Source organism: Achromobacter sp. NFACC18-2, assembly GCF_900108985.1.
Taxonomy (GTDB): domain Bacteria; phylum Pseudomonadota; class Gammaproteobacteria; order Burkholderiales; family Burkholderiaceae_B; genus Achromobacter.
This window is the reverse complement of record NZ_FNYM01000006.1, coordinates 111,343-136,526: the sequence shown is the minus strand read 5'-3', so window position 1 is coordinate 136,526 and position 25,184 is coordinate 111,343. Positions and strand designations below refer to the sequence as shown.

Sequence of the window (25,184 nt, the reverse complement as noted above, 5' to 3'; positions counted from 1 at the left end):
CATTGCGTCCCCATTAATTTCTTGAGAAAAATCAGGCTCGCAAGGTCGTGTCGTAATCGATCGTCAGGGGCGCGTGATCCGAGAAGCGTTCGTCCTTGTAGATGGCGACGCTGCGTGCCTTGGCGGCGATGCCCGGCGTGGCGATCTGGTAATCGATACGCCACCCGACGTTCTTTGCCCAGGCCTGGCCCCGGTTGCTCCACCAGGTGTACTGGTCGGGCCGGTCGTCGATGGTGCGAAACACGTCCACGAAACCGCGCTTGTCGAAGACGTCAGTCAGCCAGGCGCGTTCTTCGGGCAGAAAGCCCGAGTTCTTCATGTTGCCCTTCCAGTTTTTCAGGTCGATTTCCTTGTGGGCGATGTTCCAGTCGCCGCAAATGACGAATTCGCGGCCGGTCGTCTTGTGTTCGTGCATCAGGGCGTCGATCCACGGGCCGAACCGGTCCAGGAAGCGGTACTTCGCCTGCTGGCGTTCGTCGCCGCTGGAGCCCGAGGGCAGGTAGGCGCTGATGATCGACAGGTCCTTCCAGTCGGCGCGGATGATGCGGCCTTCAGGGTCGAATTCCTCGCAGCCCAGGCCGTGGTTCACGCGCTCGGCGGCATCGCGCAGGTAGATGCCCACCCCGCTGTAGCCCTTTTTCACGGCATGGTGAAAGTGGCCGGTATAACCAGGCGGATGGCGCAGGTCGTCAGTCAGGTCCTCGTGGGAAACCTTGATCTCCTGCAGGCACAGCACGTCGGCGGCGTGCTTTTCCATCCACGGTTGCAGGCCCTTTTTGAAGGCGGACCGGATGCCATTGAGGTTGATCGACGTGATGCGCAGCAAAGCGAAACTCCTGTAATGCGGCCGCCGGTGGCGGACAATGCCAGGAATTTAACCGACTCGGCGGCGATGGTCCGGATGTGCGCCGACAGCGGATAAAATGCGGGGTCTTCCCCTTACCGGATCTACTTGCATGCCCGCCGCCCCGTCCTCCGTCACCGCCCTGGATTTCGTCCGCTTCGCCTTGAACGAGGGTGTGCTGCGCTTTGGCAGCTTCAAGGTCAAGTCCGGCCGGATGAGTCCCTATTTCTTTAACGCCGGCCTTTTCAATAGCGGCCGCTCGGTTGGCAAGCTGGCGCAGTTCTACGCGCAGGCGCTGCTGGACTCCGGTGTGGCGTTCGACATGCTTTTCGGGCCCGCCTACAAGGGCATCCCCCTGTCGACCGCGACGGCCGTGGCGCTGGCCAGCCATCCGGACTTGCAGGGCCGCAACGACGTGCCCTTTGCCTATAACCGCAAGGAAGCCAAGGACCACGGCGAAGGCGGCACGCTGGTCGGCGCCCCGCTCAAGGGCAAGGTCGTCATCATCGATGACGTGATCACGGCAGGAACCTCGGTGCGCGAGTCGGTTGAAATCATCCGCGCGGCTGGCGCGGAGCCGGCCGCTGTGCTGATCGCCATGGACCGCATGGAACGCGCGGGCCCGGACGACGCGCTGTCGCCGCATTCGGCCGTGCAGGACGTGGCCAAGACCTACGGCATTCCGGTGGTGGCGATTGCGTCGCTGGCGGACATCATGGCGCTGCTGCAGGACGACGCGGCGTTTGCCGAGCATCGCGATGCCGTGCAGGCTTATCGGACGAAGTACGGGGTGAAGTAAGGCGGGGCCGGCGACTTGCCTGCCGGCTTTCGTAGTGAGTGACCGGGGATTCAAGCCGGTTGGCCGGCTTGTCCATTCCGATCACGACGACATCGCAGGCATGCGCCGCCTGCGCCAGCCGCTTGTCGAAAGTGGCCAAGGCGGCGCCTTGCCACAGGGCGAGTTCCAGGTAGGACGCGTCGTACACCGTGAGCGCGTGTTGCCGCGCAAGCGATATGCTGCGGGACAGCCAGGCGGTGGCGTGGCGCGACTCATGGATCACCGGCGCCTTGTTCAATCGAGCGAAGAACGCAGCCAGCATGTCTGGCGTGGATTGTTGCTGCCGCTCGATGCGCAGTGCACCCTGCGCGACTTCCAGCGCCCAAATCAATGGGACGAGCGCGGGTTCGTCTGTCAGGTCTTCCAGGATGGCGAGCGCTTGAGCGCTGAATGTCTGGCTGGGCAGTTGCAGCCAACTCAGGGCGACCGACGCATCGAGCACGAGCTTCATTCGTGTATCCCCTTGACGGCATACCACCAGGTGGCTTCGTCCACGTAAGGGATCCCTTTGGTCTGCTTGAGGCCTTCGAGCGCGCGGTGCGCCTCTTCGGTCAGCAGCGGATTGACTTGCCGAAGCTGGGCATAGGCCATGCCGTCCCGTGTGATGACGACACGGGTGCCGGTGTGGGCGGCTTCGATGAGTTCATCCAGTCGCTGCGCGACTTGTTCGTGCGGAATGGACAGGTATGGAGGCGTCATGGCCAAATCCCTGGGGCAATATCGACCAGACCATTCTTGGCCAAACAAAAGGCCGCGACAAGATGCCGCGGCCTTCGGATTGGTCTGATATTGCGCCGGCCCCGTGATGACGGGCTGGCCCGTCGATCAGCTATCCAGCTTCTGCTTGAGCAAATCGTTGACCTGCTGCGGGTTCGCCTTGCCGCGGGCGGCCTTCATGATCTGGCCGACCAGCGAGTTGAACGCCTTCTGCTTGCCCGCGCGGTACTCCTCGACGATGGCCGGGTTGGCGGCCAGCACCTCGTCGATCATGGCGCCGATGGCGCCGGTGTCGCTGATCTGCTTCAGGCCGCGGGCCTCGATGATGGCGTCCGCGTCGCCGCCGTTTTCGCCGGCCCACATGGCGCCAAAGACTTCGCGCGCGATCTTGTTGGAGATCGTGCCGTCGATGATGCGGACGATCAGGGCCGCCAGCGCCGGCGCCGCGACGGGCGATTCGGCGATGGTCTTTTCTTCTTTGTTGAGCGCGGCGGCGACTTCGCCCATGACCCAGTTGGACGCGAGCTTGGCCTGCCCCGCCGGCAGCACGTGCGCGACCGCCTCGAAGTAGGCGGCCAGGTCGCGGCTGACGGTCAGTTGGGCGGCGTCGTAGGCGGGCAGGCCGTATTCCGTTTCGAAGCGGGCGCGCTGGGCGGCCGGCAGCTCGGGCATGGCGGCGCGGACCTCGTCGACCCATTCGCTGGAGATCACCAGCGTGGGCAGGTCGGGATCGGGGAAGTAGCGGTAGTCGTGCGCGTCTTCCTTGCTGCGCATGCTGCGGGTTTCGTCGCGGTCGGCGTCGTACAGGCGGGTTTCCTGGACGACCGTGCCGCCGTCCTCGATCAGCTCGATCTGGCGGCGCGCTTCATAGATGATGGCGCGTTCCAGGAAGCGGAACGAGTTGACGTTCTTGATCTCGGTGCGGGTGCCGAATTCCTTCTGGCCCACGGGGCGCACCGACACGTTGGCGTCGCAGCGGAACGAGCCTTCCTGCATGTTGCCGTCGCAGATGCCCAGCCAGACGACCAGGCTGTGCAGCGCGCGGGCGTAGGCCACGGCCTCGGCCGCGGAGCGCATTTCGGGCTCGGTCACGATCTCCAGCAGCGGGGTGCCGGCGCGGTTCAGGTCGATGCCGCTGGCCGGGCCGCCATTGGACAGGCTGAAGTCGTCGTGCAGGGACTTGCCCGCGTCTTCTTCCAGGTGGGCGCGCGTCAGGTTGACGGTCTTTTCCTCTTCGCCGACAAAGAACGACAGCGAACCGCCCACCACTACCGGCAGTTCGTACTGGCTGATCTGGTAGCCCTTGGGCAGGTCGGGGTAGAAGTAGTTCTTGCGCGCAAAGACCGAGCGCGGCGCGATTTTGGCGCCCACGGCCAGGCCGAAGCGGATGGCGCGTTCGGCCGCGCCGCGGTTCATGACCGGCAGGCTGCCCGGCAGGGCCAGGTCGACTTCATTGGCCTGCGTGTTGGGCGCGGCGCCGAATCGCGTGCTGCTGCCCGAAAAAATCTTGGAGTCCGTGGAAAGCTGCGTGTGCGTTTCCAGGCCGATGACGATTTCCCAGTTCATGTTCTCAGCCTTGCTGGACAGGGGCACGCTGATGCCAGTCCGTCACGTGTTGGTAGCGGTCGGCGATGGCCAGCAGGCGGCCTTCGTCGAAGTAGTTGCCGATGATCTGCAGGCCGATGGGGCGCAAACCGCGCTCTCCGCCGAAGCCGCAAGGAATCGACATGGCGGGCAGGCCCGCCAGGCTGACGCCCAGCGTGTAGACGTCGGCCAGCCAGTCGGCGGTCGGGTCGTCGCGGTTGTCGCCGATGTTCTTGGCGACCGTGGGCGTGACCGGGCCCATGATGACGTCGCACTGGCCGGCAAAGGCGCGCTGGAAGTCCTGCGCGATCAGGCGGCGCAGGCGCTGGGCCTGCAGGTAGTAGGCGTCGTAGTAGCCATGGGACAGCACGTAGGTGCCGATCAGGATGCGGCGCTTGACCTCGTCGCCGAAGCCTTCGGCGCGCGAGCGGCTGATCATTTCGTTCAGGTCGCCGTACTGCTTGGCGCGATGGCCGTAGCGCACGCCGTCGTAGCGGGCCAGGTTGCTGGACGCTTCGGCGGGGGCGATCACGTAATAGGCGGGGATAGCCAGTTCGGTGCGCGGCAGCGAGACCGGCACGCGCACGGCGCCCAGCGCCTCGAACTGCGCCAGCGCGGCCTGCACGGCGGCCGCCACGTCGGGGGCGAGGCCCGCGCCGAAATATTCTTCCGGCACGCCGATGCGCAGGCCCTTCAGGGGCTGGCTGCCGGCCGCGTCGAAACGGCCTTGGGCCGCGTCGAAGTCGCGGCGCACGCGGCCGGGCGCATTGACCGCGCCGTCGCATTTTTCCAGGCTGGTGGCGTCGCGCGGATCAAACCCGCTGATGACGTCCAGCAGCTCGAGCAGGTCGCGGCTGCTGGGGGCCAGCGGACCGGCCTGGTCCAGGCTGGAGCCGAAGGCCACCATGCCGTAGCGCGAGACGGTGCCGTACGTGGGCTTGATGCCGCTCACGCCGCACAGGGCGGCGGGCTGGCGCACCGAGCCGCCGGTGTCCGTGCCGGTGGCCGCCGCCACCAGGCGCGCGGCCACGGCGGCGGCGGAACCGCCCGAGGAGCCGCCGGGCACGGCCGCGGGGTCCCAGGGGTTCTTGACTGCGCCGTAGGCGGAGTTCTCGTTGCCGGACCCCATGGCGAATTCATCGCAGTTCAGCTTGCCCAGCGACACGGCGCCAGCCGCGCCCAGGCGTTCCACGACGGTGGCGTCGAACGGGCTGACGTAGCCTTCGAGCATCTTGCTGCCCGCGGTGGTGCGCCAGCCGCGCGTGACGAACGCGTCCTTGTGGGCGATCGGGATGCCGGCCAGCGGACCCGCGGTGCCGGCCGCCAGGGCGGCATCGGCCGCGCGCGCCTGGGCGAGCGTCAATTCGGCGTCAATATGTAAAAAGGTATTCAGGCCGCTGGCCGCTTCGGCGGCCGACAGGGCGCTTTGCGCCAGGTCGACGGCGCTGACTTCGCGCTGGGCGAGGGCCGCGCGCAGGCCGGCGATCCCCTCGAATTGGGTGTGCAGGGCAGGTTTCGTCATGACTTATTCCAGGACCTTGGGAACCAGGAACAGGCCGTCCTGGGCGTCGGGCGCGTTGGCCAGCAGTTCCTGGCGGCGGGCTTCCGAACCGGCTTCGGTCACGGCGTCTTCACGCAGGCGCAATACGATGTCCTCGTGGGCGGACAAGGGATGCGCCAGGGGTTCGACGCCTTGGGTATCGACGGACTGGAGCCGTTCGATCAGGTGGAGGATGCCGTTGAGTTCGGCCTGCGCGACGGTGCGCTGGTCGGGGGTCAGTTCGATTCTGGCCAGCCGGGCAATGCGGGCCACATCTGTGTCATTGAGCGCCATGGGGGATTGCAAAATCGATAAGCGAAGGCCGAGGGGCGGGACTGGGCAGTATGCATACGCCGAACCCGTTACAAAGCTTGAATAGCCTGCATTTATGCGCTATTTCCGGGGAAATTATAAGTTATGATTCACGGTTTAATCGCCGTGATGACAGGCGGACCCGTTGTTTTGCGGGCCAGACGCCCCGCGGCTTGACCCCAATTCCCCCCAGAATTTAGCTGAGCTCCCATGTTCGGATTCCTGCGCAGTTATTTTTCCAGCGATATGGCGATTGACCTCGGTACCGCCAATACGCTGATTTACGTCCGCGGCAAGGGCATCGTGCTCGATGAACCGTCCGTGGTCGCAATCCGTCATGAAGGCGGCCCCCACGGCAAGAAGATCATCCAGGCCGTCGGGCACGAAGCCAAGCAGATGCTCGGCCGAGTTCCCGGCAACATCGAGGCCATCCGGCCCATGAAGGACGGCGTGATCGCCGACTTCACGGTGACCGAGCAGATGCTCAAGCAGTTCATTCGCATGGTGCACCCCCGCAACATGCTGGCCCCCAGCCCGCGGATCATCGTCTGCGTGCCTTGCGGCTCCACCCAGGTCGAACGCCGCGCCATTCGTGAATCGGCGCTGGGCGCCGGCGCTTCGCACGTCTTCCTGATCGAAGAACCCATGGCCGCCGCCATCGGCGCCGGCCTGGCCGTGTCCGACGCCAGCGGTTCGATGGTCGTCGACATCGGCGGCGGCACGACCGAAGTGGCCGTCATCTCGCTGGGCGGCATGGTCTACAAGGGTTCCGTGCGCGTCGGCGGCGACAAGTTCGACGAAGCCATCGTCAACTACATCCGCCGCAACTATGGCATGCTGATCGGCGAACCCACGGCCGAACTGATCAAGAAGGAAATCGGCTCGGCGTTCCCGGGTTCCGAAGTCCGCGAAATCGAAGTCAAGGGCCGCAACCTGGCCGAAGGCGTGCCGCGCAGCTTCACGGTGTCGTCCAACGAGATCCTGGAATCGCTGACCGATCCGCTCAACCAGATCGTGTCCGCCGTCAAGATCGCCCTGGAACAGACGCCGCCCGAGCTGGGCGCCGACATCACCGACAAGGGTATCGCCCTGACCGGCGGCGGCGCATTGCTGCGCGACCTGGACCGGCTGCTCCAGGAAGAAACCGGCCTGCCGGTCGTGGTGGCCGACGATCCCCTGACCTGCGTCGTGCGCGGTTGCGGCGAGGCGCTCGAACACCTTGAGAAACTGGGCGCCATCTTCATCAACGACTAATATTGCCCGCCAGCCCGGAGCCCCGCTTTTTTCTGGCTCCGGCCGCTGCGGGGGCCTCGGACGCGGGCGCCCGGGCTGAGATTCATGCAACGACAAGGGACTCCCCCCCTATTCAGGCGCGGCCCACCAGCCGAGGTGCGGCTCGTTGTTCTGGTCGTCCTGGCCCTGGCCCTGATCGTCATGGATTCGCAATGGCGCATGCTGGAGCCGGCGCGCCGGGCGATTTCCGTGGCGCTTTATCCTTTCCAGCGCGCCGTCATGGCGCCGCGCGACCTCGTCCAGCAAGTCAATGAGTGGGTCAACGCGGCCAATCTCATCCGCAGCGAAAACGAGGCCCTGCAGCGCCAGCGCATCGAACTGGCTCAGGTGGCCTCCCATGCGGCCCAACTGGCCGCCGAAAACTCCCAACTGCGTCGCCTGCTGGGCGTGACCGACACCGTGGCGCAGTCCGCCGTGGTGGTCGAAGTCATGTACGAGCCCACCAACGCCTTCACCCAGCGCCTGGTCTTCAACAAGGGCAGCAAGGACGGGCTCGCACCGGGCATGCCCGTGATCGACGAAGGCGGGGTGGTCGGCCAGATCGTGCGCGTGACGCCCATGACCGCCGAGGCGGCGCTCGTCACCGACGAGCAGGTCTCTATTCCCGTGCAACTGCTGCGCAACGGACTGCGCCTCATCGCGTTCGGCGGCAATTCGCCCGGCAAGATGGAAGTGCGCTACCTGGCGGCCAATGCCGACATCAAGGAAGGGGATACTATTGTCACCAGCGGCGTCGGCGGCCTGTTTCCCGCCGGCCTGCCCGTGGCCAAGGTGACCTCGGTGGAACGCGATACCGCATCGGGCTTCGCGCGCGCCGTGTGTGAACCGCTGGCCCACCCCGAACGCTATCGCCACTTCCTGGTTCTACAGGTGGATGTGGATCGCGCCGAATCCAACCGTCAGGAGGTCGATTCCGGTGGATCGGAGTAACCAACAAGCTGCTGGCCAGTCCGCGCGCCGGCTGGGCACGCCCAGCAACGTGCATCCCGACAGGCTGTCCGGCCCGGCGCACGCCGTGTTCGTGTGGGGCACCGTGCTCCTCGCATGGCTGGTGTCGTTGCTGCCGTGGCGCCTGTGGCAGGGCGCGCCCGACGTGCTGCTGCTCATCATCGCCTTCTGGTGCGTCCACGAGCCGCGCCGCGTCGGCCTGTTCACGGCATTCTTCTTCGGCCTGCTGATGGACGTGCACGATGCCGGCCCGCTGGGCGAGCATGCCTTGTCCTACACGCTCGTGGCCTACGGCGCCGTCGTCCTGCACCGCCGCCTGCAGCGGTTCGATCTCTGGAGCCAGGCGATGCACATGCTGCCTGTGTTCTTCATCGCCCGTTTCCTGACCCAGATCATCCACGCGTGGCTGGCCGGAAAATGGCCGGGCTGGGACTGGGGCATCAGCGTGTTGCTGACGACCGCCCTGTGGCCGTTGGCGGGCTGGGTGCTGCACCTGCCGCAACGCGGTGTCGACGACGCCGAATCTTCCTCCGCCTGACCGCGGCGTTGCGTCATGTTTGAATTCAAGAAAACCGGCCAGCAGCAGAAGCAGCGCTTCCGCCTGCGCGCCTGGGTGGGCGGCGCCTTTGCGCTGGTCTGCTTTGGCGTGCTGGTGGGCCGGTTCTGGTACCTGCAGGTCGACCGCTACGAAGGCCTGTCCGAACGCGCCGACCGCAACCGCATCGCGGTCGTGCCGATCCCGCCCCGCCGCGGCGAGATCCTGGACCGCAACGGCGAGGTCCTGGCCCGCAACTATCGCACCTACACCCTCGAAGTCGTGCCCGCGCAGGCGGGCAACATGAACGAACTCTTCGAGCGCCTGACCCAGGTCGTCTACATCAGCCCGTCCGACCAGCGCCGCTTCAAGCGCCGCGCGGCCGAGTCCAGCCGCTACGCCAGCCTGCAATTGCGCAACAACCTGAACGACACCGAGGCGGCCTGGTTCGCCGCGCACGCGTTCCAGTTCCCTGGCGTGGAACTGCGCGCCCGCTGGGTGCGCGAGTACCCGCAAGGCGTGTCCGCCGCGCACGTGGTGGGCTACATCGGCCGCATCGCCGACAACGACATCGAAGAGCTGGACCGCGCCGGACAGCTCGGCAACTATCGCGGCACCGAGGTCATCGGCAAGAAGGGCATCGAAAAGACCTGGGAAGAACAACTGCACGGACGCACGGGACTGGAAGAAGTCGAAGTGACCGCCGGCGGCCGCCCCATGCGCACGTTGCGCCGCATCGATCCGGTGCCGGGCTCGGACATCATGCTGTCCATCGACATGGGCCTGCAGAAGGTGGCCGAAGAGGCGTTCGCGGGACAGCGCGGCGCGCTGGTCGCCATCGATCCGGACACGGGCGAGGTCCTGGCCTTCGTGTCGCAGCCGTCCTTCGACCCCAACCTGTTCGTGGACGGCATCGACGTGGACAACTGGCGCATGCTGAACGAATCGCCGGACCATCCGCTGATCAATCGTCCCCTGTACGGCACGTACCCCATCGGATCCACATACAAGCCGTTCGTGGGCCTGGCCGCGCTGGAGCTGGGCAAGCGCCGCGCGACCGACCGCATCTCGGACCCCGGCTATTACGAATTCGGCGGACAGAAATTCCGCAACGCGGGGGGCGCCGCCTACGGCATGACGGACATGCACAAGGCCATTGTCGTGTCCTCCGACACCTATTTCTACTCGCTCGGCCCCGAGATCGGCGTGAACGCGCTGCACGACTTCACCAAGCAGTTCGGATTCGGCCAGATCACCGGCATCGACCTGGAAGGCGAGAAGCGCGGCGTGCTGCCGTCCACCGACTGGAAGCGCGCGGCCTACAAGGACAAGGAGCGCCAGCGCTGGTACGCGGGCGAAACGATCTCCGTGGCGGTCGGACAGGGCTACAACGCCTTCACGTTGCTGCAGCTGGCGCAGGGCACGTCCACGCTGGCCAACAACGGCCTGTACCGCCGCCCGCATCTGGTGCACGCGGTGCGCGACTCGCGCACGGGCGTGGCCAAGCCCACCGAGGCGCCGCCCGACTACCGCATTCCGCTCAAGCAGGCCAACGTGGACGTGATCAAGAACGCCATGGCCGACGTGGTGAAGGCCGGCACGGCGCGCCGCGCGTTCGCCAACACCCCCTACCAGGCCGCCGGCAAGACCGGCACCGCGCAGGTGTTCAGCCTGCGCGGCGGCCACTACCGCGCCAGCGCCATCGATGAGCGCCTGCGCGACCACGCCCTTTTCATGGGCTTTGCCCCGCTGGAACACCCGCGCATCGCCGTGGCGCTGATCGTCGAGAACGCGGGCTGGGGCGCCAGCGTGGCAGCCCCCGTTGCGCGCAAGGTGTTCGACTACTGGCTGGCCAAGGACCGCCAGGACAAGATCGTGCGGCCCGAGGCCGCCGATGCCATGGCGACCGTCGACACCATCACCTCCGATCTGGTGCGCCAACAATGAAGCGTCTTGGCCTCATCCTGCTGCGCGTCTTCACGGCCTTCGACTGGCCGCTGCTCGCCATCCTGCTGATGTTCGCGGCGCTGGGCCTGACGGTGATGCATTCGGCCGTCGGCGGCACCGACTGGCGCTTCGCGGAACAGTCGCGCAACTTCATCATCGCGTTCTTCGCGATGTGGACGATGGCGCTGATACCGCCCAAGCTCCTGATGAAGCTGGCCTTGCCCTTCTATGTGGTGGGCGTCGTGCTGCTGCTGGGCGTCGAGTTCTTCGGCGAGACCAGCAAGGGCGCGACCCGCTGGCTGAACCTGGGCGTCACGCGCATCCAGCCTTCGGAAATGATGAAAATCGCGGTGCCCATGATGCTGGCCTGGTACTTCCAGCGCCACGAAGGCGCCGTGCGCGTACGCGACTTCCTGGCCGCCGCCGCGATGCTGGCCGCGCCCTTCGGCCTGATTGTGCTGCAGCCCGACCTGGGCACGGCGCTGCTCGTCTTCGGCGCCGGCTTCTTCGTGATCTATTTCGCCGGCCTGTCGTTCAAGCTGCTGGTGCCGGTCTTGCTGGCCGGCGTCATCGGCATCGGCACGCTGGTCTATTACGAAGATCAGCTCTGCGAACCCGATGTGGACTGGGTCGTGCTGCACGACTACCAGAAGCACCGCGTCTGCACGTTGCTCAACCCCAGCTCGGACCCGCTGGGCAAGGGCTTCCACACGATCCAGTCGATGATCGCGGTGGGCTCGGGCGGCATGTACGGCAAGGGCTATATGAAAGGGACGCAGACGCACCTGGATTTCATCCCCGAACGCACGACCGACTTCATCTTTGCCGTGTACGCTGAGGAATTCGGCCTGTATGGCGGCATTGCGATCCTGGTGCTGTACGGCCTGATGATGGCGCGCGGCCTGACGATCGCTTCCCGGGCCTCATCCCAGTTCGGCCGCCTGCTTGCCGGGGCGCTGACGATGATGATGTTCATCTATGTGTTCGTGAACATCGGGATGGTGACGGGGATCCTGCCGGTGGTGGGCGTGCCGTTACCGTTCATGAGCTACGGGGGGACGGCGCTGTTCACGATGGGGATCGCGTTCGGGATCATGATGAGTATCAGCCGGCATCGGTCAGTGAAGACGTGACGGCCGGCTTGATTCTGTCTGCAGGGCACACCGGATCTTCGTAGGTCGCCCGACACCGCGGAACCCCCCCTCGTCCTAGCGCCCGTAAAGCTGAAACCACCCGAGCCCGGTGTGGCGTGGGCCTGGGGTGGGCGGGGCGTTTAGGTGCGCCCGACGGAATCCGAAGGAGTCGCCGAAGGCGAGGACGAGGATGAGGATGGGGCAGTCCGGAGCGAAGGCTCCGGACCGCAACCGGAGCCCCGCCCGCCCCAGGCCCACGCCGCGCCGGGCGTCTCAAGTACTCCACTCACCCCCAGCCTCAATACCCCCAGCAAAACCTACCCCGGCAGTACCTCCGCCACCCCCAACTCCGTAGCCAGCTTCGTCAGCCCATCCCAGATTCGGCTATCAAACTCCACCGAATCCGCATTGACCGCCCGGTTCCGCGCCTCGTATTCACCCGGATACTGCACGGATTCGACCCCCGGCTGCGGCTTGCAGGCATGCAGATAGTCGATGAATGCGCCCACCTCCATCGACCGCCAGTCCGTGTTGAAGTCGACCTGCGGATCCAGCAACAGCGCGAACATGTTGTTCGTCGCCACGCCGATGCGCGGATGTTCAGGCTGGATCGTGCCGCCGCCGGACAGCACGCCGGCCAGCAGTTCGGCCACCAGGCCCAGTGCATACCCCTTGTGCCCGCCGAACGGCAGCAGCGCGCCCGGCGGATCGGTGAACAGCGCGCCCGGGTCGGTGGTCGGGTTGCCGTCGGCGTCGATCAGCGACCCCGGCGGGGCCTGTTCGCCCTTTGCGGCCAGCACGCGGGCCTTGTTCACGGCGATCGAGCTGGTGGCCATGTCCACGATGAAGGGCGGACGCCCGCCCGGCAGCGGTCCGGCGAAGCACAGCGGATTCGTGGTCAGGCACGCCTGCGCGCCGCCGAAAGGCGCGACGGTCGGCGAGCGGTTGATCACATTGGTGAACGCCAGCAGGATCAGCCCCTTGGCCGCCACCATCTCGCCGAAATGGCCCATGCGGCCCAGGTGATGGCTGTGGCGCAGCGTCAGGATGCACTGCCCGTGTTCCTGCGTGCGCTCGATCGCCTTCTCGATGACGACCTTGCCCACGTACTGCCCGAGTCCATGGTGGCCGTCGTACGCCAGCATCGCGCCGCGGTCGTTGACCAGCTCGGGGCGGCCATCGGGTTGCGCCAGTCCCTCGGACAGCACGCGGCGGTAATTCGTCAGGATGGACAGCCCGTGGCTGGTGTAGCCCACCCGGTCGGACTCGACCAGGTGCTCGGCCACGTCCCGCGCGATATCCTCGGGCACGCCTTGCGCCATCAGCACCCGGCGGCCGTACTCATTGGCTTGGGCGATGGTGATTCTCATGGCAACTCCTTACAGCCAGCCCAGCCAGCGCCAGTAGGTCATGCCCATCAGCAGCATCAGCAGATAGCCCACGATGGTGACGATGATCCCGACCTTTGCGAACTGCTTGGCATTGAAAGTCTCCGTGCCCAGGCACACCATGTTCTGCGGCGCGTTGATCGGCAGGATGAAGCCATAGCTGACCACGAAGCCCAGCAGCATCGTCATGCCGAGTCGGCTGAAATCGCCCGGCAGCGTCGCCAGCACCGAAATCAGGATGGGCAGCATGGCCGAGGTCAACGCGGTCGCGCTGGCAAAACCCAGGTGGATGACGATGAGGAAAGCGGCCAGGATGGCGAAGATGGCGAGCGGTCCCAGATGGTCCAGGCCGGTGTGCTGCACCACCTGGTTGCCCAGCCATTGGCCGGCCTGCGTCGTCAGGAGGGCGGTGCCCAGGCTGATGCCCACGCCGAACACGATCACCGTGCCCCATGGAATGCGCGATTGCACGTCCTTCCACGTCATCACGCCAAAGCGCGGCAGCATCAGCAGCACCAGGCCGAAGTAAGTGGTCGACGTGGTGTCGAACTTGTGCAGCTTGCCTTCCGTCGACCAGAACAGCAGCAGCATGATCGACACCGCCATCAGGCGCTTCTGCGCGCCGGTCATGGGGCCAAGGTCAAGCAGCGACTTCTCGACGGCTTCCTTGCCGCCGGCGATGCTGTTGCTTTCGGGCGGCAGCAGCTTGAGCACGATGACGATCAGCACCGCCGACATGATCAGCGACCAGGGGGCGCCGGCGATCAGCCAGTCCGACCACGCCACGCGTTCGCCCAGCATCTTTTCCATGAAGCCGACCGTCAGCAGGTTCTGCGCGGCGGCGGTCTGGATGCCGACGTTCCAGATGCTCGTGGCCTGCGCCACGATGATCATGATGCCGGCCGCGATGTTCGAACGCTTGTCCACGCCGAAGGCCGCGATCACGCCCATCATGATGGGCACCACGGCCGCGCTGCGCGCGGTGGCGCTGGGCACGACCAGGCTGAGCACGATGGTGACCGCGATACATCCGATGAGGATGCGCCGGGTGCTGGTGCCCACCTTGGACAGCGTCACCAGCGCGATGCGCCGGTCCAGCCCCGTGAAGGTCATGGCGGCGGCAATGAACAAGGCGCCGGTGACGAGCGCCAGCGCCGAGTTTGCAAAGCCGGTCAGCGCCATGCTGATGGCGGCCGAGGTGCCGTAGAGGACGTTAGGGTCTTTGATGGTGGGCGCCGTGCCCAGCAGGAACGCCATCAGCGTCGTGATCATGATGGCGCTGGCTTCGTAAGAAACCGCTTCGGTGATCCAGACCACCACGGCAAATGCCAGGATTGCCAGCATGCGATGCCCGGCCACGGGCAGGTCTGCGGGCAGGGGCATCATCAACACGCCGATCATCACAAGGATGCCGGCGATCAGGCCGATGGGAACTTTGGCTTTCTTTGGGGCTTGCGAGGCGGGGACAGCGGTTTCCGCGGCCATATCCTTCTCCGGTTGTGGTCAAACTGACGAAACACCGCCCGCGAGCACGGGAGTCAATCAAATCGGTGTGTCGACGCTACAGGATGATCGTGACGGCATTGAGGAAAACCCGTATTGATGTTGCGCAAACGGATTGGGATCAGCGCTTGTGGAAAACTTGTCATGGGCATTATGCTCGTCGCCCTTCGGGCGCCGCAAGCGCAAGACTGTTGCATTCGCGCAAACGAATCAGGGCACGCCGCGCCCATCAAGCCGCCGAAGCGGCGCCGATTGATGCGCGAAACGGCGCGAAAGGGCAAGAATGCGGGCGATTCAGCCCAGGGCCAGACGCAGCTGTTCGTCCAGATGCAGCGTCGGGGCGACGCGCCAGCCGCTCTGGGCATAGCGCAACCAGCGGCCCAGGACCAGGTGCGTCAGCAGGCTGGCGTGCGCGGCGACATTGGCTTCCTGGGGCAGGCCGCCGTCGGTGATGGCGATGCGCAGGGACTGCTTGAGCGACGCTTCGATCCGGTCATTGATGTGATTGATGCGTTCCTGCAGCCGGTTGTCTTCCGTGACCAGCGCGTCGCCGGTCAGCACCCGCGTCATGCCCTTGTTGCGTTCCGAGAAGGTCAGCAGCATCGCGACGGTCTTGTGGGCCTGGGGCACGCCATAGGGTTCGGCGGTGGCGATCTGGTTCACCAGCGTGAAGATGCTGGTCTCGATGAACTCGATCAGCCCTTCGAACATCTGCGCCTTGCTCGCGAAATGCCGGTAGAGCGCCGCTTCCGAGACCTCCAGGCGCGCGGCCAGGGCGGCCGTCGTGATGCGGGAAGCGTGCGGCTGCTCCAGCATCTCGGCCAGGGTCTGCAGAATCTGGGTCTTGCGCTCGCCGGGTTTGCTCGCCATGGAAGGGACTGCTTCGCGCAGGATGACGGGTGGGAAGGGGGGGTGGAGCGCGCCGTCAGCCCCGCAGGGGGCGTCGGCGTAACAATAAATCACTGACGCAGTTTACCCGCAAGTCGACGTAGGCCGGGCGGTGCGATCGTCCGCGGCCGAAGGGGGTGCCGGGATGGTAGACGTGAACCGTGCGCAGCCCCGCGAGGCGGGCGCCGCGCAGGTTGGCCAGCGTGTCTTCCACCAGCACGGCGCGGTGGGCGGGGACGCCCTCGCGCGCCAGCACGTAGCGCAGCAGGGCAGCCGAAGGCTTGGGCCGGTATTCGCCATGCAGGCGCATGTGCTCGATGGCCCACAGGCTGTCGAACTGGCGCAGGATGCCCAGGTGCGACAGCACCGAGCGCGCGTAATGCAGCGGCGCGTTGGTCAGCAGCACCTTGCGGCCGGGCAGGCGGCGCAGCTTGTAGGCCAGCGCCTTTTCCGACCGCACCAGCGGCTTGACGTCGAAGTCGTGGCTGCGATGCAGGAATTCGTGGGCGTCCACGCCGTGATGGCGCACCATGCCGATCATGGTGGCGCCGTAGCGCTTCCAGTACTGGGAACGCACCACGTTGGCGGCGTCCACGTCCACGTTGAGCGCTTCGGCCACGGCCATTGTCATGCCGTGGTCGATCCTGGAAAAGATGGCGTGCGACGTGTCGTGCAGCGTGTTGTCCAGGTCGAACAGCCACAGGCGTTCGGCATCGCCCGTGGCGAGGCTGCGCGAGCGGCGCAGGCGCACCGCCGGCCGCAGCAATTGTCGATGGATTCGCATCGGAAGCGCCGCGGACGCGGCCTCCATCAGTGCGAGCTGATCATCGTGCCGACGCCCTGGTCGGTCAGGATTTCCAGCAGCAGGCAGTGCGGCACCCGGCCGTCGACGATGTGCACCGAGTTCACGCCGTTCTTGGCGGCATCCAGCGCGGACGAGATCTTGGGCAGCATGCCGCCGGAAATCGTACCGTCGGCGAAGAGCTCGTCGATGGTCTGCGCGGACAGGCTGCGCAGCAGCTTGCCGCTCTTGTCCAGCACGCCCGGGGTGTTGGTCAGCATCAGCAGCTTTTCGGCGCCCAGGACTTCGGCCATCTTGCCGGCGACCACGTCGGCATTGATGTTGTAGGCCGTGCCGTCGTCGCCATAGCCGATGGGCGAAATGACGGGGATGAACTGGTCGTCCTGCAGCGCCTTCACGACGGCCGGCTCGACCATGGTGATGTCGCCGACGAAGCCGATGTCGATGGGCTCGGACGGATTGTCCTTGTTGGCCATCAGCTTCTTCTGGGCCTGGATCAGTCCACCGTCCTTGCCGGTCAGGCCGACGGCCTTGCCGCCGACCTCGTTGATCATCATGACGATGTCCTGCTGGACCTGGCCGCCCAGCACCCATTCCACGACTTCCATGGTTTCGGCGTCGGTGACGCGCATGCCCTGGATGAAGGTGCCTTGCTTGCCGATGCGGCGCAGGGCGTCATCGATCTGCGGACCGCCGCCGTGCACCACCACCGGGTTCAGACCCACCAGCTTGAGCAGCACGACATCGTGCGCGAAGCTGCGCTGCAAGCGCTCTTCCGTCATGGCGTTGCCGCCGTACTTGACCACGATGGTCTTGCCGTGAAATCGTCGGATATACGGCAGAGCCTCGGACAGCACGGCGGCTTTGACGGCAGGAGACGAAACGGCGGCAGGGTCGGGGGTGTCGGTCATGGCAGCTAAGTCGGCAGATAAATAACAGATAAGTTAGCGGGCGTTGAAAAGCGGGCGTTAAAAAAATGCCTGCACAAAATCGCGGTTGGGACGCGCTGGCGCAAGCATACGACGGATTGTAGTCCCCACAGGTTTCTTATGCTGCAAACCCATGTCCATATGCCCGACAAATAACAGGCATTCAGGTAAATTGGGGGCGTTTTCACAACGGCGCGCCCCGCAAAAGGGGGCCCGCACGACCCCGCGGGGCATCGATCCCCGTTTTTACCCATAAAAGAGGCAAGACATGCGTTTGAACTTCGTCCGTTCCGTCCTGGCGGCGTCGGTGGTGCTGGCCGCCGCCAACGCGGCCCACGCCGAGAAAGTGGTGGTGGGCGCCACGCAGGTGCCCCACGCCGAGATCCTGGAAGTGGTCAAGCCCGGGCTGGCCAAGCAAGGCGTGGAGCTCGACATCAAGGTGTTCAGCGACTACGTGCAGCCCAACCTGCAACTGGCGGACAAGCAGCTCGACGCCAACTTCTTCCAGCACAAGCCGTACCTGGAGACCTTCAACAAGGACCGCAAGGCCACGCTGGTGCCGGTGGCGCTGGTCCACGTCGAGCCCTTCGGCGGCTACTCCAAGAAGATCAAGAGCCTGTCCGAGCTCAAGGACGGCGCGACCGTGGCCATTCCCAACGACCCGTCCAACGGCGGCCGGGCGCTGGTCCTGATGCAGAAGCAGGGCCTGCTCAAGCTCAAGGACCCGTCCAACATCCTGGCGACCGCCGCGGACGTCGTTGAAAATCCCAAGAAGCTGAAGTTCCGCGAACTGGAAGCCGCCATGCTGCCGCGCGCGCTCGACGACGTGGACCTGGCGCTGATCAACACCAACTATGCGCTGGAAGCCGGCCTGGTGCCGACCAAGGACGCGCTCTTCATCGAAGGCGCCGATTCGCCCTATGCCAACGTCCTCGTGACCCGCAGCGACAACAAGGACGCGCCCGGGATCAAGAAGCTGGTCCAGGCGCTGCACTCGCCGGAAGTCAAGACGTTCATCCAGGAAAAGTACAAGGGCGCGGTCGTTCCGGCCTTCTGAGGCACGGGTCGCGGGCGGCTTGCCTGCCGCCCGCGGCCGGGCGTAAAAAAACCGCCCTGTGAACTGCCGGGCGGTTGTTCGAGGCGGTTGGCCTGGCCGGTTCAGCCGGCGGCCAGCGCCTTTTCGACGGTGGCGTGGAATTCCGCCTTGTCGTATTCGCCGAGATAGCGCTTGATGATGTGCCCCTCTTTGTCGATGAGGAACGCCGTGGGCGTGAGGCGGATGTCGCCGAAGGCGCGGGCGATGTCGCCCTTGGTGTCCAGGGCGACGGGGAAGGGCAGCTTGCGCGTTTCGGCGAAGTTCAGCACGAAGTTGGGCGGGTCGTAGTTCATGGCGACCGCGATGGCTTCGTAGCCCTTGCCGGCGTACTCGTTGTAGGCCGAGATGGTGTCGGGCATCTGCTTGACGCAGGTGACGCAACTGGTTGCCCAGAACTTGACCAGCACGACCTTGCCGCGCAGGTCCTGCATCGAGAAAGTCTTGCCTTCCAGGGTGGTGAAGGTGACGTCGGGGGCGGTCTGGGCCGGACGCAGTACGAACCAGGCGCCGATGCCGACCGCCACGAGGACTGCGAGGGCTACGATGGCTTTTTTCATTTGATGGGCATCGCCTCGACGCCGCTGCTGGTGCCGGCCGGGGCGTCGCCGCCCGTGCCGGCGCCGCTTTCGATGGGCGCCTTGGTTTCCGTGGTGGTGGGTTTGGTGCCGCTGCCCGACAGGCGGATGGCTTCTTCGCGGCTGATGGTTTCAAAGAGTTTGACCACCTTGGCCACGCCGCTGACATCCGCGGTGGCGTTGGCGGCGTATTCGCCCTCGGTCTGCGTGACCTTGCCCATCAGGTAGACGACGCTGCGGTCGGTCGTGACGGCGATGGTGCCCGAGGGCACGTACTTGGTGTTGAGGAGGGCGGTCTTGACCTTGGAGGTCAGCCAGGTGTCGTTGGAGCGCACGCCAAACGAGGCGATCGGGCCGACGTAAAGCTGGTTGATGACCTGCTTCACGTTTTCCACGCTCTGGGCGATGGCCGTGGCCTGGTTCTTGGCTTCTTCGGTGGGCACGTCGCCGGTCAGGAGCAGATGGCCGCCGTAGGCCATGGCATTGACACGCGCCGTCTCGCCCAGTTTCTGGGAGATCTGGTTCTGCGCCTTGAACGCCATGTTCTGGTCTTCGAGCTGGACGCCGGACGTGCGGCGGTCGGTCACCACGACCGCCGTGGTGGCGGCGGCGCCGCCCACGATCAAAGGCGCGCAGGCCGACAGCGACAGCGCCGCGGTGGACAGCGCGGCGGCGAGCATCAGCGGGCGGACTGCGGGTCTGGCGTCAAGAATCATTCGGTGTCTCCAAGCAGAAGAGCGTCGATGCCGTCGCACAGCGCGTGCAGCAGCAGAATATGGACTTCCTGGATGCGCATGGTGCGATCGCTGGGAACACATAGATGGACGTCCATCGGGGTAATGAGTTCCCCCATGACGCCGCCACCCTTGCCCGTCAGGGCCAGGACATGCATTTCGCGCGCGCTGGCGGCTTCCATGGCGCGGACCACATTGGGCGAATTGCCGCTGGTGGAGATGGCCACGAGCACGTCGCCGGCCTGGCCGAAGGCGTTGACCTGCCGTTCGAAGACCTCGTCGAAGCCGTAGTCATTGCCGACCGCGGTGAGGATCGAGGTATCGGTGTTGAGCGCGATGCCCGCGAGCGGCAGGCGTTCGCGTTCGAAGCGGCCCACCAGTTCCGCGATGAAATGCTGCGCGTCGGCGGCCGAGCCGCCATTGCCGCAAGCCAGAATCTTGCCGTTGTTCGCCAGGGCGCCGAACAGCACGTCCACCGCCACGGCCAGCGGTTCGGCCAGGACGTTCATGCTTTGTTCGTGAGCGGCCATGGCGTCGCGAAAGTGCGACGTCATACGAGAGGTCATATCCATGGCCGCGATTATCTCACGGGGCAAGGCCGCCGTTCTGTCTTCGCGCGGCGATGGCGGGCCCGGCGGATCCGGGCGGCATCGCGGCGGATTCCGACACGTCTGAACACGTCACGACCCGTCACGACCCATCACGGTACCCAGAATGCGCCGCGCAACCAGGTCGGCCGGCCGTCGTCGAAGACCACGGCATCGAAGCGCGCGGCCGGGAGCGCGCCCTGCCAGTGCCGCCGGGCCAGCTCGGGGAGCCAGTGCGCCGCCGTCCGGGCGAGCCGGGCCTGCTTGTCGCGTCCGATGCTGGCGGCGGCGTCGCCGAAGCGGCTGCGGGCGCGCGCCCGGACCTCGACGAAGACGAGGGTATCGCCCTCGCGCATGGCCAGATCGATCTCGCCGGCGCGGCACGCCAGGTTGCGCGCCAGCAGGGCCAGTCCATGTTCCTGCAACAGGCGCAGCGCGGCGGCCTCGTGAAGGTCGCCGCGGCGCTGCGTGGGCGAGCGGCGCGGGGGCGGCCGGTCGGCGGCCGCGCGGCCGGTCCGTCGCCGGCGCTTTGCGGCGCGGCGGCGGGCGGCAAGGGCGAGTTCGCAGGCCAGGCGCAGGGTGTCATCCACCATGGGAGTCCAAAAGACAGCGGGCGTAGGCGGCTACACTGACATGGTTTCTCCGTGTCAGCAGGCTGCAATGAATCAAAACGTCTCACCCCCCATGGCCGGCGATGCCTGGTCCCGCGTTGCCGAACGCGTGGCGGGGCAGCATTGGCCCGCCTCGACGCTGTACGTGGTGGCCACGCCCATCGGCAACCTGGGCGACCTGGGCCTGCGCGCGTGGCACGCCTTGCAGCGGGCCGACGTGATCGCTGCCGAAGACACGCGCGCCAGCCGCACCCTGCTGGACGCCTGGGGCGTCGGCACGCCGCTCATGGCCGCGCATCGGCACAACGAGGCCGCGGCGGCGCAGGCCATCTGCGAGCGCCTGGCACTAGGCCAGCGCGTGGCCCTGGTGTCCGATGCCGGCGCGCCGGCGGTCAGCGATCCTGGCGCGCGCGTGGTCCGCGCGGTGCGCGCCGCCGGCTACGCGGTGGTGCCGGTGCCCGGCCCCAGTGCCGTGATCGCGGCCCTGATGGGCAGCGGCGTGACGACGGACGAGAACCCCGCCTACGCCTTCGCGGGGTTTGCGCCGTCCAAGGCGGTGGCCCGGCAGCGTTGGCTGCGCCAATGGTGCGCCTTGCCCGCGCCCGTCGTGATGTTCGAGTCGCCTCACCGGCTGGCGGCCGCTTTCGCCGACCTGCTCGCGGTTTGCGGGCCGGATCGCGAGCTGACCGTCGCGCGCGAGCTGACCAAGCGCTTCGAAGAGATCGCTACCGTCAAGCTGGGCGAGGCGGCGGCCTGGCTGGCCGCGGATGCACACCGCGAACAGGGTGAATTCGTGCTGATCGTCCATGCCGAAGTCCAGGAGGCGCCGGACGACGAGGCGGATCCGGCCCACGACGTGCTGCTCGATGCGTTATTGGAATCGCTGTCGGTGCGCGATGCCGCGCGCGTCGCGGCCAAGGTCACCGGCCAGCCGCGCGACGTGCTGTACAACCGGGCGCTGTCCCGCAAGAAGGCGCAGGACTGAGCCATGGCGTATTCGACCGTCGTGGCCCGCAAGCCGGCCGATCCGCAGGCGCCCCTGACCTACCGCGACATCTCCACGCCGTTGGGCGAGATGCGCCTGGTGGCCAGCCCGGCGGGGCTGCGCGGCGCGTGGTTCACCGATCAGGCGCTGCTGCCGCCGCCGCAAGACTGGACGCTGACGGACTGCGATCCCATCCTGGAGCAGGCGCGGCGCGAGTTGGACGCGTGGTTTGCCGGCGGGCGCCGTGCGTTCGACGTGGCGCTCGACCCGGTGGGCACGCCGTTCCAGCACGAGGTCTGGCGTGCGCTGTGCGCGCTGGACTTCGGCACGCTCACCAGCTATGGCGAGCTGGCTCGCGCGGTGAACCGGCCCAAGGGCGCGCAGGCGGTGGGCGGGGCCGTAGGCCGCAATCCGATCAGCATCATCATTCCCTGCCACCGCGTGATCGGCGCGGACACGTCGCTGACCGGTTTCGGCGGCGGGCTGGCGCGCAAGCAGGCGCTGCTGGCGCACGAAGGCAATCGCTATCTGAGCCGCAGCGCGCGCGCCCGCCGGGTGTGCGACGGGCAGGCCGAACTGCCCTGGTAGCGCCTCAGTCGTTCATTGCGACGCGATGGTCGGCAGGATGCCGATGCGGTCCGACACGAGCGGCACCGCATCCAGCGCGCTCTGGCGATCGGGGTACGGGCCGATCCGCACGCGGTACAGATTGTTGGCCTGTTCGACGGATGCCGGCGGCGCGCCTTCGGCCCCCAACTGGGTATTGATGCGACTGACGAGCGACTGCGCATTGGCCGGCTGGCTGAACGCGCCCACCTGCAGGTAGACGCTGCCGCTGGCGATACCCGGCGCCGGACGCATCGGGGCGGGGCCGGGCGCCGCGGGCGCCAGCGGCGTGGGCGTCAGCGCGACGGGCGTCGCGGCCACGGGGGCCAGCACGGGCGTCGAGCCCGTCGCGGATGCCGGTTCCGGCGCGGGCGCGGCCGGCGCGCCTTGCGAGGCAAGGCGGCGGATCTCGTCGGCCTGGATGGCTTCCACGATCACCTGGCCGCTGCCCGGGCCGATGATGCCCAACTTGTAGGCCGCGACGTAGGAAAGATCCATGATGCGGTCGCTGTGGAAGGGGCCGCGATCGTTCACCCGCACGATGATCGTCTTGCCGTTGACCAGGCTGGTCACGCGCGCGTAGCTGGGGATCGGCAACGTGGTGTGCGCGGCGGTCATGGCGTACATGTCGTAGGTCTCGCCGATCGACGTGGAGTTGCCGTGGAATTTCTTGCCGTACCACGAGGCGATGCCGCGCTTCTTGTAGGGCTGTCCGCTGGTGTCCGGCACGTAGCGCTGGCCGAACACCACATAGGGCCGGTTGGCGCCACTGGCGTAGGGCTCCAGTTTGGGCACCGCGTCCGGGATCTGGTCCAGGTTGGACGGCGGGTTGGCGTCGGGACCGTCGTCCTTGTAGTACCCGCCCTTCTTGCGCCCGCCGCTGGTGGAGCAGCCTGCCACGGCGATGGCCAGCAGCAGCACGAAAATCAGATGCAGGGGGCGGGAAAGCGTCATGCGGATTCGTCGGGCAGTTGGGTGCGGTGGCGCACCAGCAGGGGATCGTGGTCGGCGAAGCGCTGCGCCAGTTGCTCCACCACGTAGACCGAGCGGTGCTGGCCGCCGGTGCAGCCGATGGCCACGGTCAGGTAGTTGCGCGTGTCCTGGGTATACATGGGCAGCCAGCGGTTCAGGAAGCCGGCGATGTCGTCGATCATCTGGCCCACCTGCGCGTACCCGGCCAGCCACGTGGCCACGGGTTCGTCGCGGCCCGTCAGCGGACGCAGGTTGCGGTCATAGTGGGGGTTGGGCAGGCAGCGCACGTCGAACACCAGGTCCGCGTCGCCCGGCACGCCGCGCTTGTAGGCGAACGATTCGAACGTCAGCACCAGCGGCGCGCGGTCGGCCTTGATCAGGTCGCGTATCCAGGCGCGCAACTGGCCGGGCGTCAGGTCCGACGTGTCGATGACGTGTTCCTGTTCGCGCAGCGGCGCCAGCAGTTCTCTTTCGAGGGCGATGCACTCGGTCAGCGACGGGGCCGTCCCGCCGCGCTGCAGGCGGTCGGTCAGCGGATGGCGGCGGCGCGATTCCGAATAGCGCTGCACCAGCGTGGCCGTGTTGGCATCCAGGAAGACCACGCGCAGGCTGGTGCCCATGGCGCGCAGCGCGGTGACCACGTCGGGCAGTTCGGCCAGCTCGCCCGGAGAGCGGACGTCGATGGCGACCGCCACGCGCTCCATGCCGTCGTCACGCGCCTGGGCAATGAATTCGGTCAGGAAGCGGACGGGAAGGTTGTCGACACAGGTGTAGCTGGCGTCTTCGAGCATGCGCAGCGCGACGGATTTGCCGGAGCCGGAAATGCCGGTGACGAGGACGACTTTCAACATGGACATGATTGTGGCACGCTTTTCCAGGACGATGCCGGCGGGATAGCATCTGATATGGCCATAAACTCGGGATCTGCGCCTGTTGCTCCCCGCGCGCCCTGACGTAAGCTTGGGGCCGGAGATTCAGCAGTTTCACCGCAGTTCCACCGCAGTTCTACTTTACGCGCCCCGCCGTCACGATTCGGGGATTGGAATTCGACCTAGATGTTAGCCCTCATTTCCTCTCGTCGTGTTTCACTGCCGCGGTTTTGGGCGTTCCACCGGGCTCTGGCAGCCGCGTTTGTTGTCTTTATGGCTACGCCCGCGTCGGCGCAGGAGGCCGCGCAGCCAAGCCTGCAGCCGGACACCATGGCGGCGCGCGTCGCGGCCTGTACGGCCTGTCACGGCGCGCAGGGCAGGGCGGGGGCCGACGGCTACTATCCGCGGCTGGCGGGCAAACCGCAGGACTATCTCTATCACCAGCTCCTGAATTTCCGCGATGGGCGGCGGCAGTACCGGCCGATGACGCATTTGCTGGCCGGTCTGCCCGACGACTACCTGCGCGAAATGGCCGCCTATTTTTCCGAGCAGCACGTGCCGTATCCGGCGCCCGCGCGCGCGGACGTGTCCGCCGCCACGCTGGAAGCCGGCCGCCGGCTCGCCATGGATGGCGACGCTGCGCGCGGCCTGCCCGCCTGCGCGTCCTGTCACGGCGCGGCCCTGAGCGGCATGCTGCCAGCCATTCCCGGCCTGCTGGGACTGCCGCGCGACTATATTGGCGCGCAGATCGGCGGCTGGAAGAACGGCCTGCGCCGGGCCGCGGCGCCGGACTGCATGGCGGACATTTCCAACACGCTCACCCCCACCGACATCGGCGCCCTGGCGGCGTGGCTGTCGTCGCAACCCGTCGTCGAGCCCTACGTGCCCGACGCCGCGGACTCGGTCCGGCTTCCCGCGCAATGCGGCAGCCAGGCGCAGCGCTGAGAC

Annotated in this window: 27 protein-coding genes; 10 read left to right on the top strand and 17 right to left on the bottom strand. The window is 66.6% G+C overall.

Going from position 1 to position 25,184, the window contains the following annotated elements; translation table 11 throughout:
- Positions 1 to 31: 31 nt before the first annotated feature.
- Positions 32 to 826, bottom strand: a complete 795-nt coding sequence (locus BMW75_RS11130) for an exodeoxyribonuclease III (protein WP_076518502.1) — start codon at positions 824 to 826, stop codon at positions 32 to 34.
- A 130-nt stretch (positions 827 to 956) separates the two neighbouring features.
- Here BMW75_RS11130 and pyrE point away from each other — a divergent pair, with 130 nt between their 5' ends.
- Complete coding sequence (gene pyrE, locus BMW75_RS11125; protein WP_076518503.1) at positions 957 to 1,643, top strand: orotate phosphoribosyltransferase; 687 nt, start codon at positions 957 to 959, stop codon at positions 1,641 to 1,643.
- Here the strand turns inward: pyrE and BMW75_RS11120 are convergent.
- The 5 genes from BMW75_RS11120 to gatC form a co-directional block, all read right to left on the bottom strand.
- Positions 1,558 to 2,133, bottom strand: a complete 576-nt coding sequence (locus BMW75_RS11120) for a type II toxin-antitoxin system VapC family toxin (protein WP_092579263.1) — start codon at positions 2,131 to 2,133, stop codon at positions 1,558 to 1,560. The two genes, pyrE and BMW75_RS11120, sit on opposite strands and share 86 nt — an antisense overlap.
- Positions 2,130 to 2,381, bottom strand: coding sequence for a hypothetical protein (locus BMW75_RS11115; RefSeq protein ID WP_092579261.1), 252 nt, complete (start codon positions 2,379 to 2,381; stop codon positions 2,130 to 2,132). Before BMW75_RS11115 ends, BMW75_RS11120 begins: the two co-directional genes overlap by 4 nt.
- Before the next feature lie 126 nt (positions 2,382 to 2,507).
- Complete coding sequence (gene gatB, locus BMW75_RS11110; RefSeq protein WP_092579555.1) at positions 2,508 to 3,965, bottom strand: Asp-tRNA(Asn)/Glu-tRNA(Gln) amidotransferase subunit GatB; 1,458 nt, start codon at positions 3,963 to 3,965, stop codon at positions 2,508 to 2,510.
- Between the two features lie 4 nt (positions 3,966 to 3,969).
- Positions 3,970 to 5,505, bottom strand: coding sequence for an Asp-tRNA(Asn)/Glu-tRNA(Gln) amidotransferase subunit GatA (gene gatA, locus BMW75_RS11105; RefSeq protein ID WP_092579259.1), 1,536 nt, complete (start codon positions 5,503 to 5,505; stop codon positions 3,970 to 3,972).
- A gap of 3 nt (positions 5,506 to 5,508) precedes the next feature.
- Positions 5,509 to 5,817 carry an Asp-tRNA(Asn)/Glu-tRNA(Gln) amidotransferase subunit GatC gene (gene gatC / locus BMW75_RS11100; protein ID WP_076518505.1) on the bottom strand — a complete coding sequence of 103 codons (309 nt, stop codon included), beginning with the start codon at positions 5,815 to 5,817 and terminating at the stop codon, positions 5,509 to 5,511.
- A 228-nt stretch (positions 5,818 to 6,045) separates the two neighbouring features.
- Here gatC and BMW75_RS11095 point away from each other — a divergent pair, with 228 nt between their 5' ends.
- The 5 genes from BMW75_RS11095 (at position 6,046) to rodA (ending at position 11,691) form a co-directional block, all read left to right on the top strand.
- Entirely contained in the window at positions 6,046 to 7,089 is a 1,044-nt protein-coding gene (locus BMW75_RS11095; RefSeq protein ID WP_006216320.1) for a rod shape-determining protein, read from the top strand.
- Positions 7,090 to 7,173: 84 nt separating this feature from the next.
- On the top strand, positions 7,174 to 8,058 hold the full coding sequence (mreC, locus tag BMW75_RS11090; RefSeq protein WP_076518506.1) for a rod shape-determining protein MreC: 885 nt from the start codon (positions 7,174 to 7,176) through the stop codon (positions 8,056 to 8,058).
- 49 nt (positions 8,059 to 8,107) lie between these two features.
- Positions 8,108 to 8,614 (top strand): rod shape-determining protein MreD, encoded by a 507-nt coding sequence (mreD, locus tag BMW75_RS11085; RefSeq protein WP_092579553.1) that lies wholly within the window; start codon positions 8,108 to 8,110, stop codon positions 8,612 to 8,614.
- A gap of 15 nt (positions 8,615 to 8,629) precedes the next feature.
- Positions 8,630 to 10,558 (top strand): penicillin-binding protein 2, encoded by a 1,929-nt coding sequence (mrdA, locus tag BMW75_RS11080; RefSeq protein ID WP_076518508.1) that lies wholly within the window; start codon positions 8,630 to 8,632, stop codon positions 10,556 to 10,558.
- Entirely contained in the window at positions 10,555 to 11,691 is a 1,137-nt protein-coding gene (gene rodA, locus BMW75_RS11075; RefSeq protein ID WP_092579257.1) for a rod shape-determining protein RodA, read from the top strand. Before mrdA ends, rodA begins: the two co-directional genes overlap by 4 nt.
- A gap of 317 nt (positions 11,692 to 12,008) precedes the next feature.
- On the opposite strand, the gene BMW75_RS11070 is transcribed toward rodA, so the two are convergent.
- The 5 genes from BMW75_RS11070 to argB all read right to left on the bottom strand — a co-directional run bounded on the left by BMW75_RS11070 (position 12,009) and on the right by argB (position 17,183).
- Positions 12,009 to 13,061 carry an Ldh family oxidoreductase gene (locus tag BMW75_RS11070; protein ID WP_092579255.1) on the bottom strand — a complete coding sequence of 351 codons (1,053 nt, stop codon included), beginning with the start codon at positions 13,059 to 13,061 and terminating at the stop codon, positions 12,009 to 12,011.
- 9 nt (positions 13,062 to 13,070) lie between these two features.
- A complete protein-coding gene (locus tag BMW75_RS11065) occupies positions 13,071 to 14,564 on the bottom strand; it encodes a DASS family sodium-coupled anion symporter (protein ID WP_076518511.1) in 1,494 nt (497 codons plus the stop codon).
- Between the two features lie 312 nt (positions 14,565 to 14,876).
- Positions 14,877 to 15,452 (bottom strand): nucleoid occlusion factor SlmA, encoded by a 576-nt coding sequence (gene slmA, locus BMW75_RS11060; protein ID WP_076518512.1) that lies wholly within the window; start codon positions 15,450 to 15,452, stop codon positions 14,877 to 14,879.
- Between the two features lie 55 nt (positions 15,453 to 15,507).
- Positions 15,508 to 16,254 (bottom strand): pyrimidine 5'-nucleotidase, encoded by a 747-nt coding sequence (locus BMW75_RS11055; RefSeq protein ID WP_092579551.1) that lies wholly within the window; start codon positions 16,252 to 16,254, stop codon positions 15,508 to 15,510.
- Between the two features lie 26 nt (positions 16,255 to 16,280).
- Entirely contained in the window at positions 16,281 to 17,183 is a 903-nt protein-coding gene (gene argB, locus BMW75_RS11050) for an acetylglutamate kinase (protein ID WP_076518513.1), read from the bottom strand.
- A 286-nt stretch (positions 17,184 to 17,469) separates the two neighbouring features.
- Here argB and BMW75_RS11045 point away from each other — a divergent pair, with 286 nt between their 5' ends.
- Positions 17,470 to 18,258: a MetQ/NlpA family ABC transporter substrate-binding protein gene (locus tag BMW75_RS11045; protein WP_092579253.1), complete on the top strand. Its 789-nt coding sequence runs from the start codon at positions 17,470 to 17,472 to the stop codon at positions 18,256 to 18,258.
- Between the two features lie 101 nt (positions 18,259 to 18,359).
- Here the strand turns inward: BMW75_RS11045 and BMW75_RS11040 are convergent, their stop codons facing one another.
- The 4 genes from BMW75_RS11040 to BMW75_RS11025 form a co-directional block, all read right to left on the bottom strand.
- Positions 18,360 to 18,854, bottom strand: coding sequence for a peroxiredoxin family protein (locus BMW75_RS11040; RefSeq protein ID WP_092579251.1), 495 nt, complete (start codon positions 18,852 to 18,854; stop codon positions 18,360 to 18,362).
- Positions 18,851 to 19,588 carry a BON domain-containing protein gene (locus tag BMW75_RS11035; protein ID WP_092579249.1) on the bottom strand — a complete coding sequence of 246 codons (738 nt, stop codon included), beginning with the start codon at positions 19,586 to 19,588 and terminating at the stop codon, positions 18,851 to 18,853. Before BMW75_RS11035 ends, BMW75_RS11040 begins: the two co-directional genes overlap by 4 nt.
- A complete protein-coding gene (locus BMW75_RS11030; protein WP_056319572.1) occupies positions 19,585 to 20,178 on the bottom strand; it encodes a phosphoheptose isomerase in 594 nt (197 codons plus the stop codon). The genes BMW75_RS11035 and BMW75_RS11030 overlap by 4 nt, the downstream gene beginning before the upstream one ends.
- 128 nt (positions 20,179 to 20,306) lie before the next feature.
- Positions 20,307 to 20,786: a YraN family protein gene (locus BMW75_RS11025; RefSeq protein WP_092579247.1), complete on the bottom strand. Its 480-nt coding sequence runs from the start codon at positions 20,784 to 20,786 to the stop codon at positions 20,307 to 20,309.
- A gap of 67 nt (positions 20,787 to 20,853) precedes the next feature.
- Here BMW75_RS11025 and rsmI point away from each other — a divergent pair, with 67 nt between their 5' ends.
- Positions 20,854 to 21,789: a 16S rRNA (cytidine(1402)-2'-O)-methyltransferase gene (rsmI, locus tag BMW75_RS11020; RefSeq protein WP_092579245.1), complete on the top strand. Its 936-nt coding sequence runs from the start codon at positions 20,854 to 20,856 to the stop codon at positions 21,787 to 21,789.
- Positions 21,790 to 21,792: 3 nt separating this feature from the next.
- On the top strand, positions 21,793 to 22,377 hold the full coding sequence (locus BMW75_RS11015) for a methylated-DNA--[protein]-cysteine S-methyltransferase (protein WP_092579243.1): 585 nt from the start codon (positions 21,793 to 21,795) through the stop codon (positions 22,375 to 22,377).
- A gap of 12 nt (positions 22,378 to 22,389) precedes the next feature.
- Here BMW75_RS11015 and BMW75_RS11010 read toward each other — a convergent pair whose 3' ends face one another.
- On the bottom strand, positions 22,390 to 23,349 hold the full coding sequence (locus BMW75_RS11010; protein WP_092579242.1) for a septal ring lytic transglycosylase RlpA family protein: 960 nt from the start codon (positions 23,347 to 23,349) through the stop codon (positions 22,390 to 22,392).
- Entirely contained in the window at positions 23,346 to 24,218 is an 873-nt protein-coding gene (gene rapZ, locus BMW75_RS11005; RefSeq protein WP_076521905.1) for an RNase adapter RapZ, read from the bottom strand. Before rapZ ends, BMW75_RS11010 begins: the two co-directional genes overlap by 4 nt.
- A 204-nt stretch (positions 24,219 to 24,422) precedes the next feature.
- On the opposite strand from rapZ, the gene BMW75_RS11000 reads away from it, so the two are divergent.
- A complete protein-coding gene (locus BMW75_RS11000; RefSeq protein WP_092579241.1) occupies positions 24,423 to 25,181 on the top strand; it encodes a c-type cytochrome in 759 nt (252 codons plus the stop codon).
- Positions 25,182 to 25,184: the final 3 nt, after the last annotated feature.